The sequence below is a fragment of the Pseudomonas sp. 18.1.10 genome (assembly GCF_024655625.1).
GTDB lineage: Bacteria > Pseudomonadota > Gammaproteobacteria > Pseudomonadales > Pseudomonadaceae > Aquipseudomonas.
On the sequence record NZ_JANLGL010000042.1, the window covers coordinates 21,141 to 37,169 of the forward strand.

Consider the following 16,029-nt stretch of genomic DNA (forward strand, 5'->3'; position numbering starts at 1 on the left):
TGGGGATTTAACGGATGAAACTGAAAAACACCTTGGGCTTGGCCATTGGTTCTCTTATTGCCGCTACTTCTTTCGGCGTTCTGGCACAAGGCCAAGGCGCAGTTGAAGGCGAGCTGTTCTACAAGAAGCAGTACAACGATAGCGTCAAGCACATCGAAGACGGCTTCAATCCTGGCGCTCGCATCGGTTACTTCCTGACCGACGACCTGTCCTTGAACCTGTCCTACGACAAGACCAACCACACCCGTTCGAACGACGGTACTGGTAACCAGAAGATCAAAGGCGATACCGGCAGCCTGGTTGCCCAGTATCACTTCGGTCAAGCTGGCGTAGACAGCCTGCGTCCATACGTTGAAGGTGGTTTCGGTCACCAGAGCCGTGGCAACGTCAAAGCTGACGGCCACAGCGGTCGCGATCAAACTACCTTCGCTACCGTTGGTACTGGCGTGAAGTACTACTTCACCAACAACCTGTACGCTCGTGCCGGTGTTGAAGCTGACTACGGTCTGGACAACGGCAAGTGGGACTACTCCGCACTGGTCGGCCTGGGCGTAAACTTCGGCGGTAACGCTGGCGCAGCTGCTCCAGCTCCTACCCCTGCACCAGCTCCAGAGCCAACTCCAGAGCCAGAAGCTCCAGTTGCTCAGGTTGTTCGTGTTGAGCTGGACGTTAAGTTCGACTTCGACAAATCCGTAGTCAAGCCTAACAGCTACGCCGATATCGATAACCTGGCTCAGTTCATGAAGCAGTACCCAGCTACCAACGTAGAAGTTGCTGGCCACACTGACTCCGTAGGTCCAGACGCTTACAACCAGAAGCTGTCCCAGCGTCGTGCTGACGCTGTTAAGCAACGCCTGGTCAACGCCGATGGCATCGCTGCTAACCGCGTAACCTCCGTAGGTTACGGCGAATCCCGCCCAGTTGCTGACAACGCAACTGAAGCTGGTCGTGCTGTTAACCGTCGCGTAGAAGCGTCGGTTGAAGCCCAAGCTCAGTAATTACTGAGTGGTAGAAAAAAGCCCGGCTTAGGCCGGGCTTTTTTTCGCCTGCAATTTGCTTCAGGCGCTGGCCGCGGCGGCAACATCGGCGGCTTGCCCGACGGCGGCAACCCTGCCGATGACCAGAATGGCCGGGCTTTTCAAGGCGAACCCCCGAGCGTCCTCCTGCATCCGCAACAGCGTGCTGCGACACTCGCGCTGCTGGGGCAACGAGGCATTTTCAATCATCGCCACTGGCATATCCGCCGCCATGCCGCCCTCCAGCAATTGCTCGCGAATTTCCTCCAGCTTCGCCACGCCCATGTACACCACCAACGTCGTCCCGCCCTCGGCCAGCGCCCGCCAATTCAGGCTGCTGTCGTCCTGGGTATGCGCCGTCACCAGCGTCACGCCCCGGCTGACACCGCGCAAGGTGAGGGGCACCGAGCAATTCGTCGCCCCCGCCAGGCCGGCGGTGATGCCGTTGACCAACTCCACCTCGACCCCACGCTCACGCAACCACATCGCCTCTTCGCCACCCCGCCCGAATATGCACGGATCGCCGCCCTTGAGCCGCACCACACACTTACCCTGGCGCGCGTAGCGCAGCATCAGGCGGTGGATAAAATCCTGCGGTGTCGAGCGACAACCGCCACGCTTACCGACCGTAATCACCCGTGCAGCGGCACAGTGTTCCAGCACCACTGGGTTGACCAGATCATCAATCAACACCACATCGGCTTCATTCATCGCCCGTACCGCCTTGAGGGTCAGCAACTCCGGATCGCCGGGCCCTGCACCCACCAGCCAGACTTTTGCGCTCATGTTCTCTCCCTCACACACTGATTGCGATTGGCTGCGGATGGCTGGCCAATAGACGTTTGATTTCCGGTACACAGGAGCCGCATTGCGTGCCGCAACCCAGCTCCCGCTTGAGCCCGTCCAGGTCCAGGCCACGGGTTATGCCCGCGCACACGGCGTTCTCGCTGACGTTCTTGCAGTTGCACAACACCTTGTTGCTGGCCGCCGCGCCCCCCGGCGGTGCGCTGAGCGGCGCCAACAGCCAGCGCCGCAGTTGATCGTCGGTACGCCCCTCCAGCCACAGGCTTTGCAGCCAGTGACGCGCGAGGGTTTCCCCTGCCAGGCGCAACGCGGTGATGCGGCCTTTGTCGATTTTCACGCGCTTGCCAATGGAACGACGCGGGTCGTCATAGGCCATCACCGGGCCGTCGTTGAGGCCAAGCAATTGGTCGATACGTGTCAGCAGCTGCAAGTCGGGGGCTTCGCTGTGCGCTGCACGCAACAGCAGGGCCGGGCGTTCGCGTCCGGCCAGGCTCAGGCTGACGTAGGCAAAGCCCTCGCACAGCGGGCGCAAGGCGGCAAAGTGTTGCTGCACATCGCCCTCGATCAAGGCGAACAGCTGCCACGGCAGGCTCACCGCCTCCAGGCGCACACCGCTGTGCTTGAGCTCTGGCTGTTTCGACAGCGGATCGAACGCCGGCTGGGTGAGGGCATTCACGCCGCCCTTGAGAAAACGATCCCCCCAATGCATCGGCAGGAATGCCTGGCCAGGGCGCACGCTGTCGTCAGCGCTGACCGCGACGATCACTTGGCCGCGACGGCTTTTGAGGTTGACCAGATCACCGTCTTTCACGCGATGGCGGCGCATTTCGTCTGGATGCAGGCTCAACAAGGCCTCGCTGACGTGTCCGAAGAGCTGCGCGGCGGTGCCGGTGCGGCTCATGCCATGCCACTGGTCACGCAGGCGGCCGGTGATCAGGGTCAGGGGGAAGCGTGCGTCACGCTGTTCCTTGGCTGCGCGGTACGGGTCGGCGACAAACTGCGCACGCCCGCTGGCGGTGGGGAAGTGGCCATCGGTGTACAAGCGTGGCGTGCCAGCCTGTGCGCCTGTAGGAAACGGCCATTGTTGTGGGCCGATCTTGTCGAGCAAGGCGTGGCTGATGCCCGACAGGTCGAGATCGCGCCCGCAGGTCAGCTGTTTGTACTCCTCAAAAATCTGCGCTGGCTGCGCGAAGGCAAACAGGCTGTCCTGCCCCGGGCGTAAACGACGCTCCAGGCGCTGTGCGAAATCCACGGTAATTGCCCAATCCGGCCGCGCTTCCCCCGGTGGGACGATGGCGCGGCGGACGTGGGAAATACGCCGCTCGGAGTTGGTCACCGTGCCTTCTTTCTCCCCCCAACTGGCGGCGGGCAGCAACAGGTCGGCATAGGCCGCCGTTTCAGTGGTGTGAAAGGCTTCCTGCAACACCACAAAAGGGCAGGTCGCCAAGGCCGCGCGCACGGCGTTCTGGTCCGGCAGCGATTGGGCCGGGTTGGTGCAGGCAATCCACACGGCCTTGATCTTGCCCGCCTGCATCTGCTCGAACAGTTCGACAGCGCTCAGCCCAACGCTTGCGGGCAACGACGCCACGCCCCAGTACGCCGCGACCTCTGCGCGGTGTGCAGGGTTCGCCGCCTCCCGGTGCCCCGGCAGCAGGTTCGACAAGCTACCGGTTTCGCGCCCGCCCATGGCATTTGGCTGACCCGTCAGGGAAAACGGGCCACAACCCGGCCGTCCAATAGTCCCGGTGGCCAGGTGCAGATTGATCAGCGCGCTGTTTTTCGCGCTGCCGGCGGTGGATTGGTTAAGGCCCATGCACCACAGCGACAGGAAACTGTTGGAGGTGCCCACCCACTCTGCGCACACGCGCAGTTGCTCGACGCTGATCCCGCACAGCTGCGTGACCATCTGCGGCGTGTAGTCATGGACCAGGCGTTTCAGCTCGGCCAAGCCGTCGGTATGGGCTTGGATAAAGTCGCGGTCGATCCAGTCTTCCCACAGCAGCAGATGCAAAATCCCATGGAACAACGCCACATCCGTGCCCGGCAGAATCGCCAGGTGCAGGTCAGCCAAATCGCAGGTGTCTGTACGCCTCGGATCGATCACCACCACTTTCATCTGCGGGCGGCGCGCCTTGGCTGCCTCCAAGCGTCGGAACAGTACCGGATGGGCGTAGGCCATATTGCTGCCGACGATCATCACGCAGTCACTGCTTTCCAGGTCTTCATAGCTGCATGGCGGCGCATCGGCCCCCAGGCTGCGTTTGTAGCCGACCACCGCCGAAGACATGCACAGCCGTGAGTTGCTGTCGATATTGTTGGTGCCCACCAAGGCGCGGGCGAGCTTGTTGAAGCTGTAGTAGTCCTCGGTCAGCAGTTGCCCGGAGATGTAGAAGGCCACGCTGTCCGGCCCGTGTTCGGCGATGGTGTCGGCAAACACGTTTGCCGCGTGATCCAGGGCCGTGTCCCAGTCGGTGCGCGCCCGGGCCATGCCTTTGCCCAGGCGCAGCTCTGGGTACAAGGCGCGGGCGGAGAGGTCGCCGGTCAGGTGCAGGCTGGAACCCTTGCTGCACAATTTGCCGAAGTTGGCCGGGTGGTCCGGGTCGCCCGTCACCCCGAGGATCTGCGCACCGTCATGCTCGATCAGCACGCCGCAACCCACGCCGCAATAGCAGCAGGTGGACGCGGTGGTCTGGCGGTTCATCACACGGCGTCCCGCAGGGCCAGCAGCACCCGGCCGTTTTCCACGCGGGCCGGGTGATGGTGGGCGCAACCGATGTCGGGCGCCTGGGCTTCGCCGGACGCCAGGTCGATCTGCCAGTTGTGCAGCGGGCAGGCCACGCGCTTGCCGTAGATCAAACCTTGGGACAACGGGCCGCCCTTGTGTGGGCAGCGGTCGTCGAGGGCGAAGACTTCGTCGTCACTGGTACGAAAAATCGCGATATCGCCCTTGGGGCCCTGGATGATGCGCGAGCCCAGCACATTGATCTCGTCGAGGGCGCAGATATTCAGCCAGTTCATGCCGGCACCTCCAGCTGTTTGACGGGGATCACATCGAATTCCTTTTTCAGCAGCGGCTGTTCCAGGCGCTCTTTCCATGGGTCTTGTTCGAACGACAGGGAGAATTGCAGGCGCTCGTTGAGGGCCTGGCGGCGGGCAGGGTCTTCCAGTACGGCTTTCTTGATGTGCTCCATGCCGACCCGTTGCAGGTAGTGCACGGTGCGCTCAAGGTAGAAGGCTTCTTCGCGGTACAGCTGTAGGAAGGCGCCGTTGTATTCGCGTACTTCTTCGGCGGTTTTCAGCTTGACGAAGAACTCCGCGACTTCGGTCTTGATCCCGCCGTTGCCACCGATGTACATCTCCCAGCCGGAGTCGACGCCGATGATTCCCACGTCCTTGATCCCGGCTTCCGAGCAATTGCGTGGGCAACCGGACACCGCCAGCTTGACCTTGTGCGGCGACCACATATTGAACAGGTCATGCTCCAGCTCGATGCCCAGTTGCGTGGAATTCTGCGTGCCGAAACGGCAGAACTCGCTGCCCACGCAGGTTTTTACGGTGCGGATGGATTTGCCGTAGGCGTGGCCGGACGGCATGTCGAGGTCTTTCCACACCCCTGGCAAGTCCTGTTTCTTGATCCCCAGCAAGTCGATGCGCTGACCGCCGGTGACCTTGACCATGGGCACGTTGTACTTGTCGGCCACGTCGGCAATGCGGCGCAGCTCCGAGGGATTGGTCACACCGCCCCACATCCGTGGGACTACGGAGTAGGTGCCGTCTTTCTGAATATTGGCGTGGGCCCGTTCGTTGATAAGGCGCGATTGCGGGTCGTCCTTGGCTTCGCCGGGCCAGGTGGAAATCAGGTAGTAGTTCAGCGCCGGGCGGCAGGTGGCGCAGCCATTGGGCGTGCGCCAATTGAGGTAGCTCATGGTGCCGGCGATGGTCAGCAGGTGTTGGTCGCGGATGGCCTGGCGGATCTGCCCGTGGTTGAGGTCGCTGCAACCGCAGATGGCTTTTTCGCTTTTTGGTTTGACGTCGGCCGCGCCGCCGACGGTGTTGATCAGGATCTGTTCCACCAAGCCAGCGCAGGAGCCGCAAGAGCTGGCCGCCTTGGTGTGCTTTTTCACCTCATCGACACTGAACAGCCCCTGCTCCTGGATCGCCTTGACGATGGTGCCCTTGCACACACCATTGCAGCCGCAGACCTCGGCGTTGTCGGCCATGCTCATGGCCTTGTCCTGGCCTTGATGGCCTACGTCACCCAAGGCGTTTTCGCCGAACATCAGGTGGTCGCGGATCTCGCCGATGGCGTGGTTCTCACGGATCTGGCGGAAATACCAGCCACCGTCGGCGGTATCGCCGTACAGGCAGGCGCCGACCAGGATGTCGTCCTTTATCACCAGCTTCTTGTACACGCCGCCAATCGGGTCGGAGAGGGTGATGGTCTCGGTGCCTTCGCCGCCCATGAAGTCGCCGGCGGAGAACAGGTCGATCCCGGTGACCTTCAATTTGGTTGAGGTCACTGAGCCCTTGTAGGTAGCAAAACCCAGCTGGGCCAGGTGATTGGCGCAGACCTTGGCCTGTTCGAACAGTGGCGCCACCAAGCCGTAGGCGATCCCGCGATGGTTGGCGCATTCGCCGATCGCATAGATGCGCGGGTCGTAGGTTTGCAGGGTGTCGTTGACCAGAATCCCACGGTTGCACGGGATGCCGGATTTTTCCGCGAGTTCAGTGTTGGGCCGGATGCCGGCGGCCATCACCACCAGGTCGGCGGGGATGATGTCGCCGTTCTTGAATTGCACCGAGCCGACGCGGCCATTGCCGGCGTCATGCAGCGCCTGGGTTTGTTCGCACAGGCGAAACACCAGGCCACGGCTTTCCAGCTCGGTTTGCAGCAGTTGGCCGCTGGTCTTGTCCAGTTGCCGCTCCAGCAGCCACTCGCCGATATGCACCACGGTTACGTGCATGCCGCGCAGCATCAGGCCGTTGGCGGCTTCCAGGCCGAGCAGGCCGCCGCCGATGACCACCGCATGCGTGTGGGTCTTGGCGGTGTCGATCATGACCTGGGTGTCGGCGATGTCGCGGTAACCGATCACGCCCTGCAAGGTATTGCCGGGAATCGGCAGGATAAACGGCGTGGAGCCGGTGGCGATCAGCAGGCGATCGTATTCGGCTTCGCTGCCGTCTTCGGCGATGACGATGCGTTTGACGCGGTCGATCTGCACCACTTTGCGGTTGAGCAGCAGCTTGATGTGGTTATCCAGGTACCAACTGAGGTCATTGAGCACGATCTCTTCGAAGGTCTGTTCACCGGCCAGCACCGGCGACAGCAGGATACGGTTGTAGTTGGTGTGGGGCTCGGCGCCGAACACGGTGATGTCGTACAGGTCGCTGCTCAGCTTGAGCAATTCTTCAAGGGTGCGAACCCCGGCCATGCCGTTGCCGATCATCACTAATTTGAGTTTTTTCATGTCGTTCTCCGCAATGGCTCGACAAATCACGCGCAAACAAAAAAGGCGTCCCCGCTAGTTAGCTAGCGAGGACGCCTTTGTCCTGGTCCCGTTCTCTCGGGAAGCACGGCCCTTCGTCGTTGAAGGGGCGGCTATATGTGTGGTGTTGGAAGGGCTAATGCAGCGGTTGTGCCAAGTTGACAGATGCCCGGATTTATTGGGGTTGCACGCGATACTGCATGGTTTTTCGCCCTCTAGTGGTGCAACAGCCAGTACAGCAGCACCAGATTGAGCAGCAAAGACACGACCGCCAGGGTTTGCCAGACCTTGAGCGGCTCGCGCTCCAGCAGCGGCCTTGGGCGCACGCTGAGTTCACGGCGGTCGGCCTGCTCCAAGACTCGCAACCACTCTTCTGCGGTTTCATAGCGTTGCGCGGGTTGAGCGGCCACTGCCCGTTCCAGGCTCAAGGGCAGCCACTCGGGCAGGTCGGGACGGTAGCGGCTGGCGCTGACCGCCACGGTGAAGCGCGGCCGTTGGAATGCTTCGATTTCTCCGTAGGGATAGTGCCCGGTCAGCAGGTAATACAGCGTCACGCCGACGCTGTACAAATCCTGTTGGGCCGTAGGACGTTCACCACTGAAGGCCTCGGGGGCGATAAAACTTGGGGTGCCGGGCAACAAGTGGGCGCGGTCTTCCGAGAGCCCCGGGCAGTATGCCAGGCCGAAATCCAGCACGCGCAATTCGCCGTCGTCCCCCAACAGCAGGTTCTCCGGTTTTATATCGCGGTGCAGGATCTGCCGCCGATGCAGCAGGCCAACCGCCCGCAGCAATCGCTCGGCGATGGACTGCCATTGCGCCAGGGGCAATGGGCCTTGTTGCTGGAACAGTTGCGCCAGGGTTTGCCCCGAATATTCACGCATCACGTAGTACAGATGCTGACGTGCGCTGGCGGCGTGGACTTCAGGAAACGCGCGCCCGGCGACGCGGCGCAGAAACCATTCCTCCGACAGCAAGGCTTGCCCGGCATCGCTGTCGTCGTCGCGGTTGAGGGGCAGGGTTTTCAACAGCCAAGGCTGCTGCTGGGCATCGCGTACGCGATACAGCAATGACTGTCGGCTGTGTGCCAGTAGGCCTTCCACCTGCCAGCCTTCGAAGGATTGCCCGGCTTTCAAGGGCGGCGGCAGCGGCCATTGCTGCAACTGCACCAGTGCATCACCGAGGGTTGCGGCGCCGAGTGTGTCGATACGCACCAGCAAGGCGCTGGCGTTGTCCTGGCTGCCGGCCAGGTGCGCGGCATTGACCAAGGTGTTGACCGCCAGGTCGAGGTCGCTTTGCTCACGCAGGATCGTACTGATGCTGTTGTCGCCCAAGGTGGCCCACACGCCGTCGCTGACCAGCAGGAAGCACTCGCCTTCACGCAGTTGGCCGTCGAGAAAATCCAGCACCAGGTGTTGATCCAGGCCGAGGGCGCGCTTGAGCACATGCTGCATGCCCGGTTGCTCCCACACATGCTCTTCGCTGATGCGCTGCAGTTCGCCCTCCAGCCAGCGATACACCCGGCAATCGCCGACATGGGCCAGGGTGAAGCGCTGGCCGCGAAACACCAGGGCGCTGAGGGTGGTCAGCAGTGGCTGGCCGCCGCCATTGGCTTGCAGCCAGCGATTCTGCGCGAGCAGCAAGCGTTCCAGCGCCTGGGCCACGCCCCAGGTCTGCGGCGTGGCGTAGTAGTCGAGGGCCAGCGCCTGCAAGGTCGAACGGGCGGCCAGGCCGCCGTCGGCGCATTGGCTCACGCCGTCGGCCAGCGCGCACAGGTAGCCTTTGCTCGCAGCCAGTTCGGCCACGGGCGTGACCACCCGCAGCGCGTCCTGGTTTTCCGGCCTTGGGCCGATGGCGCTGGCCTGGGCGATGCTCAGTCGCAGGCTCATCAGACGCGCGCGGCCGTCACGGCGGCCGAGCCCCAGGTGGTGCGCCAGCGACGTTTCACACCGTGCAGGCCAAACCAGGCCAGCACGCCGAGGCTGGCGAACAGCCACAGGGCCAATTGATAGCTGCCGGTGCTCTGTTTGATCGCGCCCATGCCCGCCGCGAGGGCAAAGCCGCCGATCCCACCGGCCATGCCGATCAAGCCCGTCATCACGCCGATTTCACGACGGAAACGTTGCGGCACCAATTGGAATACTGCGCCATTGCCTGCGCCGAGGCCGAGCATGGTGCAGACGAAAAGCGCCAGGGCCGCGTAGGAACTCGGCAGGTTGAAGCCCACCGCGGCAATGCAGACCGCCGCCACGCCGTACATGCCGAGCAGGGTGCGAATCCCGCCGAAACGATCGGCCAGGGCGCCGCCCAATGGGCGCATCAGGCTGCCACCGAACACACAGGCGGCGGTGTAATAGCCGGCCGTCACCGGGCTCAGGCCGTACTGGTCATTGAAATAGCCGGGCAGGGCGCTGGCCAAGCCGATAAAACCGCCGAAGGTCACGCTATAGAAGAACATGAACCACCAACTGTCGCGGTCGCCCAGGGCCTTGAAGTAGTCGGCCATGGCCTTGGCTTTCGGCCGTTCCGGGGCGTTGCGCGCGAGCCAGGCGAAGACGATCAGGGTGAGGATCAAGGGGATCAGGGCAAAACCGAACACATTGCTCCAGCCAAACGCAGCGGCCAGCACCGGCGCCAGCAATGCCGCAAACACGGTGCCGGAGTTGCCCGCACCGGCGATGCCCATGGCTTTACCCTGGTGTTCGGCGGGGTACCACTGGGACGCCAGTGGCAAGGCGACCGCAAACGACGCGCCAGCCATGCCAAGGAACACCCCCAGCAGCAAGGCTTGTTCGTAGCTGTGAATCCCGAGTTTCCAGGCGCCGAACAAGGCGGCGATCACGATCACCTGGCCGATCAGCCCGGCGGTCTTGGGCGACAGCTTGTCGGCCAGCATGCCCATCAAAAAGCGCAGCACCGCACCGGCGAGGATCGGTGTTGCCACCATCAAACCGCGTTGTTGGGTGGTCAGGTGCAGGTCGGCGGCAATCTGGATCGCCAGCGGGCCCAACAAATACCAGACCATGAAGCTCAGATCGAAATACAGGAACGCGGCAAACAGGGTCGGGGTGTGCCCGGATTTCCAGAAGCTTGATTTCATCACGCACCTCAACGGTTGGGAGTCTTGTAAGAAGGCCTGGTGATGGAGCCGCCGGCGAAGGCCGCCCCACCGGCCCCAAGCGCTGGGGCCAAAACGCAAAAACGCCGCCACCGGGTTCGCGAGGGGCAAACCGGATGAGCGACGTCTTTGTCGTGGAGGGGCAACCGCCGTTGGTTACCTGTAGGGATCCTTTAGCAAGAGCTGAGCCAGATCAGCCGAGCAACTCGCTCATGGCGATAATCTGCTCCGCCACCTGGATCAGTTTCTGCTGGCGGCTCATGGCCTGGCGCCGCATCAGGGTGTAGGCCTCTTCCTCATTGCAGGCCTTCATTTTCATCAGCATGCCCTTGGCCAGTTCGATGCGCTTGCGCTCGGCCAACTGCTGGTCGCGGGCCTGCAACTGGGCGCGCATGGCCTGGTCGCTCTCGAAGCGCGCCATGGCGACGTCGAGGATCGGTTGCAGGCGTTGGGCCTGGATGCCTTCGACGATGTAGGCGCTGACGCCGGACTTGATCGCCTGGCGCATCACCGTCGGGTCGTGCTCGTCGGTAAACATCACGATGGGCCGGGGTTGGTCGCGGCTGACCAGCACCACTTGTTCCATCACGTCGCGGCCGGGTGACTCGGTATCGATCAGGATCACGTCCGGGCGCACCGTTTCGACGCGCGCGGGCAGGTCGATGGTCAGGCCGGATTCATCGATCACCTCGAACCCGGCCTCGATCAGCGCAGCCTTGAGCCGCCCGACTTTGCGCGGCGTGTCATTGATTAACAGGATTCGCAACATATCGGTCTTCCTGTCAGCGCAAGGCCTGGCGGCCGGTAGGATCAGTCATCGCGTGCAGACGGAAACTGCGCGCATAGGCGGCGGGGTTGGCGCCGTCCCAGAGCTTGCCGTCGATCAATTGGCTGCTGCGCATGTCCTGGGCGATGGGGGTGACGCCAACCGCGCTGGCGGCTTCGCGATACAGCGTCAATTGCTGCACCTGGCGGGCAACTCCGAGGTAGTCCGGGTCTTCGCGCAACAGGCCCCAGCGCCGGAACTGGGTCATGAACCACATGCCGTCCGAGAGATACGGCAGATTCACCGCGCCATCGGCAAAAAAACGCAGGGCATGGGGGTCTTGCCATCGGTTGCCGAGGCCGTCGTCATAGGCGCCCAGCAGGCGTGGCTCGATGCAGTCGAGGGGCGCGTCGAGGTAGTCGCGAGCGCTGAGCAGTTGGGCGGTGGAGCGGCGGTTTTCCTGGCTCTGTTCGATGAAGCGGCTGGCTTCGAGGATGGCCATTACCAACACGCGGGCGGTGTTGGGGTATTCGTCGACAAACGCCTGGGTGCAACCGAGGACTTTCTCCGGGTGGTCTGGCCAGATCGCCTGGCTGGTTGCAAGGGTAAAGCCCTGGTTTTGTTGCACCGCGCTGGCGCTCCAGGGTTCGCCGACACAAAAACCATCGATACGCCCGGCTTGCAGGTGCGCGACCATTTGCGGCGGCGGCACCACCACGCTGTTGACGTCTTGCAGCGGGTGGATGCCTTGGCTCGCCAGCCAGTAATACAGCCACATGGCGTGGGTGCCGGTGGGAAACGTCTGGGCGAAGGTCAGTTTTGTACGGCTTTGGTGCACGTGGCGATCCAGTGCCTCAGGAGTGACCACGCCTTGCTGTTGCAGGCGGTGAGACAGGTTGATGCTCTGGCCGTTCTGGTTCAGCCCCATCAGCACCGCCATGTCGGTGGGCGCTACGCCGCCGATGCCCAGGTGCACGGCATAGATCAGCCCGTACAGGCTGTGGCCGGCGTCCAGTTCGCCGCTGACCAGTTTGTCGCGCAGGGAGGCCCATGACGCCTGGCGCTTGAGGTTGAGTGTCAGGCCGTAGGGTTGGGCGAAGCCCTGGGTGGCGGCAACCACCAGCGAGGCGCAATCACTCAGGGCCATGAAGCCCAGGTCGAGGCTGCTCTTTTCCGGCGCGTCACTGCCGTTGACCCACGCCAGTGGGTCTTTTCCCGGGCGGTTATCTGCCGGTTCGTTCATCAACACCTGCCTTTTCTCTCAAAAAAAAGCGTCGTTCCCTCGGATGGCGCTAGAGGCCATTGCAGGGTAACGACGCCTTTGTCCGTAGGCCCGTGCCTTCGTTGGCGCGGGCTCTGATAAGTGTGTGTAGCAATGCACATGCCATGGGCAGGGGGGGAGGAGTGCCGTCAGTTTTCCGTCAAGATTGAAAACTGGCTGGCTCTCAGTATGGCCGCTTTGTCATGCCAGGCCGCCGAGAACAACCAAGGTGAATAGTGCTTTCCCTGCAAGGATGACCCGCCACCGGCTGTGCAGCTGGTTGTTGTGCGCTGCGTTGGCGCTGGGCACCTGTGTGGCCCGGGGCGAGCCCTACCGGGCGCAGGAGGAAAACCTGCAGCGGTTTTTTACCGCGCTCTCGGTGCCACTGGGCGTGTCGGTTGTGCTCAGCCGCAAAGTCGCTCGCCTGCACGTCAGTGGCCTGTTTGATTTTGACGCGCCGCAACAGGTCCTGGAGGTACTGGCCATGCAGGAGGGCCTGATCTGGCATCGCGATGGGCAAGTCGTGTACCTCTACGAAGCCGATGAGGTGAGGAACTCGGCGGTGGCGCTACGGCACATTTCCGTCGACAGGCTGCGGGGCCTGATGCGTCGTACGGGGTTGGACGAGTCCAGTTATCCCTTGCATAAAAGCGCGGAACGCATGTTCTCCGTCACGGGGCCGCCCAGCTATATCGATCAAGTGCTGCGCCTGGCGCAACTGATGGATCGGCCACCTGCCCGGCCGCGCGTGGAGTTGCCCGCCGTTGGCGTGGTGCAGGTGTTCAATGTCGACGTGGCTGATCGTCAATTTGGAGTGGGTGCGGACACGGTCAGCGTGCCGGGGATGGCTTCAATGATCGAAGCCCGGATGTCCGGTGAGCACAAAGCTCAACTGGCTGACGGCAGCCTTACGTTCATTGCCTATCCAGACACCAACAGCCTGTTGATCCAGGGCAAGCCCGACCAGGTGAGCCTCATCAAGCAGTGGGTCGCGGAGCTGGATGTACTCACCCGGCCGGACGAGGTCTCGTTGTGGCAGGTCGGTGCCGACCACAACGACCCCAAGACCCTGACTGCCCCTTCCGGGCCATCACCCTTGACGGCGGAGCAGCATGAGCGTGTGCATCGCGCGTTTATGCAACGTGGTCGCGAAATTTCTCCATGAATAGGGCGCTTGTCCATGCACCTGGAAATACTCCTGCAAGAGCAACTGATCAGTCGCAAGCGTCTGGCGGCGTTTGCAGTGGGGAAGGTGTTGCCGCTGACACCTGAAGTCATTCGCTGTGTGGAGGTGCGGGTCAATGGTCAGTTGATGGCTTTGGGAGAGTTGGTGCAATTGGAGGATCGATTGGGGGTTGAGCTGCATGAGGTTTATCAGGATTGGGTCGCTTGGTAAGGCCGGATAAAGAATCGTCCTACTGAGCATCTGCGAAAAGCGCTGGGTGAATGGGTTTTTCCCTAGGGCGAGGTGTAGGACTGCTTCCTATAGTCGTGATGTTGGCGGGTGAGCCGGTACAGAAAATAAGGATTTGAATGTCAGTAGTTGGATGCAGAGGTGTGTATGGCGGTCGTGATTGACGGGTCAGCGACGTCTCTTGTTTTTGCCCGCTGGACCTTGCATGGCGATGGTCGGTTGACGGGTGGAGGGACAGACGTTCAGTTGCCACCCAAGGAGGGCCAGGTGCTGCGGTTGCTGCTGGGTTCTGGTGGCACGCTGATGACCAAGGACCGCTTGCTGGAACTCGCATGGCCCAGAGGCGAGGTGGCCGAGGAGTCACTGACACGTTGCATTTACTCGTTGCGCAAGCACTTGAAGGCCGACAAGGGCTTTATCAAGACGATCTATGGCAGGGGGTATCGGTTTACTTGCCCGGTGCAGGCGGGAAGTGCTGATGCGAAGCAGGTAGCGCACGTGTGTGCGGTTTGTGGTCAGGTCAACAATGTTTAAAACCTGGGGGAAAGGCCTGTTGTTGAGCCTGTCGATGGGCTGCAGCCCGGCGCTGGCATATTGCTGGGATGAAGTGGCCAGCCGTTATGACCTTGAGCCGGAGCTGCTGCAGGCCATCGCTGCTGTCGAGTCGGGTTACCGCGCGCAGACCATCAACAACGCCAACCGCAATGGCACGCGGGATATCGGCTTGATGCAGATCAACAGCATTCATCTGCCCCGCCTGCTGAAACTGGGCATTACGGAAGAACGGTTGTTGAGCGAGCCGTGTCTCTCGGTGGAGGTGGCAGCGTCGATTCTTACCGAGTTCATTCAGCGCTTCGGTTACAACTGGACGGCTGTCGGTTCCTATAACGTCGGTGGCGGGGCAGGCCCCAAGCGTGACGCCTTGCGCCTGCAATACGCGCAGAAGATCTGGGCGCGCTACGAAGAGCTGGTTGCCAATCGCCAATGACGATTGGCGGCACGCCTCGCATGCAGCCCGCCACCCCGGCTATAATCGTCGCCACCTTTCGCCGCCATCCGAGTCTAGCCCGCCCATGTATACCCTGGCCCGCCAGCTGTTGTTCAAACTTTCCCCGGAAACCTCCCACGATCTGTCCCTGGACCTGATCGGTGCCGGTGGCCGCCTGGGGCTTAATGGCCTGGTATGCAAGGCACCGGCAAAAATGCCGGTATCGGTGATGGGGCTCGACTTCCCCAACCCGGTCGGGCTGGCGGCTGGCCTGGACAAGAACGGTGCGGCCATCGATGGCTTTGCGCAGCTGGGTTTCGGTTTTGTCGAAATCGGCACCGTGACTCCGCGCCCACAACCGGGCAACCCCAAGCCGCGTATCTTCCGCCTGCCGGAAGCTGAAGCGATCATCAACCGCATGGGCTTCAACAACCTGGGCGTGGATCACTTGCTGTCGCGGGTTCAGGCGGCGAAGTACAAGGGCATCCTCGGCATCAACATCGGCAAGAACTTCGATACGCCGGTGGAGCGTGCGGTGGATGACTACCTGATCTGCCTGGACAAGGTCTACGCCCACGCCAGCTACGTCACCGTCAACGTCAGCTCGCCCAACACCCCGGGCTTGCGCAGCTTGCAGTTCGGTGACTCCCTCAAGCAATTGCTCGAAGCCTTGCGCCAGCGCCAGGAAGACCTGGCCGTGCGCCATGGCAAGCGCGTGCCGTTGGCGATCAAGATTGCCCCGGACATGAGCGACGAAGAGACTGTACTGGTGGCTCAGGCCCTAGTGGACTCGGGTATGGATGCAGTGATCGCGACCAACACCACCCTCAGCCGCGTCGGCGTCGAAGGCCTGGCCCATGGCGACGAAGCGGGCGGCCTGTCGGGTGCGCCGGTGCGTGAGCAGAGCACCCATATCGTCAAGGTGCTGGCAGCCGAACTGGCCGGGCGCTTGCCGATCATCGCGGCGGGTGGCATCACCGAAGGCCAGCACGCCGCCGAGAAAATCGCCGCTGGCGCCAGCCTGGTGCAGTTGTACTCCGGCTTTATCTACAAGGGTCCGGCGTTGATTCGCCAGGCGGTGGATGCGATCGCAGCACTGCGCTGATGCCTTAACTGTGGGAGCGGGCTTGTGTGGGAGCGGGCTTGCTCGCGAAGGCGGCGCATCAGTCGAAATACCTG

At 62.3% G+C, this 16,029-nt stretch carries 14 protein-coding genes; 6 read left to right on the top strand and 8 right to left on the bottom strand.

Annotation, left to right across the window (positions count from 1 at the left end; translation table 11 throughout):
- Positions 1–14: 14 nt before the first annotated feature.
- Positions 15–998 carry an OmpA family protein gene (locus tag NUV89_RS10100; RefSeq protein ID WP_257781162.1) on the top strand — a complete coding sequence of 328 codons (984 nt, stop codon included), beginning with the start codon at positions 15–17 and terminating at the stop codon, positions 996–998.
- 60 nt (positions 999–1,058) lie between these two features.
- Here NUV89_RS10100 and cobA read toward each other — a convergent pair whose 3' ends face one another.
- The 8 genes from cobA to NUV89_RS10140 all read right to left on the bottom strand — a co-directional run bounded on the left by cobA (position 1,059) and on the right by NUV89_RS10140 (position 12,430).
- On the bottom strand, positions 1,059–1,802 hold the full coding sequence (gene cobA, locus NUV89_RS10105; protein ID WP_257781163.1) for a uroporphyrinogen-III C-methyltransferase: 744 nt from the start codon (positions 1,800–1,802) through the stop codon (positions 1,059–1,061).
- A gap of 10 nt (positions 1,803–1,812) precedes the next feature.
- On the bottom strand, positions 1,813–4,521 hold the full coding sequence (locus NUV89_RS10110) for a nitrate reductase (RefSeq protein WP_257781164.1): 2,709 nt from the start codon (positions 4,519–4,521) through the stop codon (positions 1,813–1,815).
- Entirely contained in the window at positions 4,521–4,838 is a 318-nt protein-coding gene (gene nirD / locus NUV89_RS10115) for a nitrite reductase small subunit NirD (protein WP_017739567.1), read from the bottom strand. The genes NUV89_RS10110 and nirD overlap by 1 nt, the downstream gene beginning before the upstream one ends.
- A complete protein-coding gene (nirB, locus tag NUV89_RS10120) occupies positions 4,835–7,288 on the bottom strand; it encodes a nitrite reductase large subunit NirB (RefSeq protein ID WP_257781165.1) in 2,454 nt (817 codons plus the stop codon). The genes nirD and nirB overlap by 4 nt, the downstream gene beginning before the upstream one ends.
- Positions 7,289–7,521: 233 nt before the next feature.
- Entirely contained in the window at positions 7,522–9,192 is a 1,671-nt protein-coding gene (locus tag NUV89_RS10125; RefSeq protein ID WP_257781166.1) for a bifunctional protein-serine/threonine kinase/phosphatase, read from the bottom strand.
- Positions 9,192–10,403, bottom strand: a complete 1,212-nt coding sequence (locus NUV89_RS10130) for a NarK/NasA family nitrate transporter (RefSeq protein WP_257781167.1) — start codon at positions 10,401–10,403, stop codon at positions 9,192–9,194. The genes NUV89_RS10125 and NUV89_RS10130 overlap by 1 nt, the downstream gene beginning before the upstream one ends.
- A gap of 211 nt (positions 10,404–10,614) precedes the next feature.
- Positions 10,615–11,190 carry an ANTAR domain-containing response regulator gene (locus tag NUV89_RS10135; RefSeq protein ID WP_257781168.1) on the bottom strand — a complete coding sequence of 192 codons (576 nt, stop codon included), beginning with the start codon at positions 11,188–11,190 and terminating at the stop codon, positions 10,615–10,617.
- A gap of 13 nt (positions 11,191–11,203) precedes the next feature.
- A complete protein-coding gene (locus NUV89_RS10140; protein WP_257781169.1) occupies positions 11,204–12,430 on the bottom strand; it encodes a CmpA/NrtA family ABC transporter substrate-binding protein in 1,227 nt (408 codons plus the stop codon).
- Between the two features lie 271 nt (positions 12,431–12,701).
- Between NUV89_RS10140 and NUV89_RS10145 the strand changes: the two genes are divergently transcribed.
- The 5 genes from NUV89_RS10145 (at position 12,702) to NUV89_RS10165 (ending at position 15,955) form a co-directional block, all read left to right on the top strand.
- Positions 12,702–13,613 (top strand): secretin N-terminal domain-containing protein, encoded by a 912-nt coding sequence (locus NUV89_RS10145; RefSeq protein WP_257781170.1) that lies wholly within the window; start codon positions 12,702–12,704, stop codon positions 13,611–13,613.
- A gap of 15 nt (positions 13,614–13,628) precedes the next feature.
- The gene (locus tag NUV89_RS10150) at positions 13,629–13,844 is read left to right on the top strand and encodes a FliM/FliN family flagellar motor switch protein (protein WP_257781171.1); all 216 of its coding nucleotides are present in this window, start codon (positions 13,629–13,631) and stop codon (positions 13,842–13,844) included.
- Positions 13,845–14,009: 165 nt separating this feature from the next.
- On the top strand, positions 14,010–14,396 hold the full coding sequence (locus tag NUV89_RS10155; protein WP_257781172.1) for a winged helix-turn-helix domain-containing protein: 387 nt from the start codon (positions 14,010–14,012) through the stop codon (positions 14,394–14,396).
- Positions 14,389–14,850 (top strand): transglycosylase SLT domain-containing protein, encoded by a 462-nt coding sequence (locus NUV89_RS10160; RefSeq protein WP_257781173.1) that lies wholly within the window; start codon positions 14,389–14,391, stop codon positions 14,848–14,850. Before NUV89_RS10155 ends, NUV89_RS10160 begins: the two co-directional genes overlap by 8 nt.
- An 85-nt stretch (positions 14,851–14,935) precedes the next feature.
- Positions 14,936–15,955: a quinone-dependent dihydroorotate dehydrogenase gene (locus NUV89_RS10165; RefSeq protein ID WP_124526641.1), complete on the top strand. Its 1,020-nt coding sequence runs from the start codon at positions 14,936–14,938 to the stop codon at positions 15,953–15,955.
- Positions 15,956–16,029: the final 74 nt, after the last annotated feature.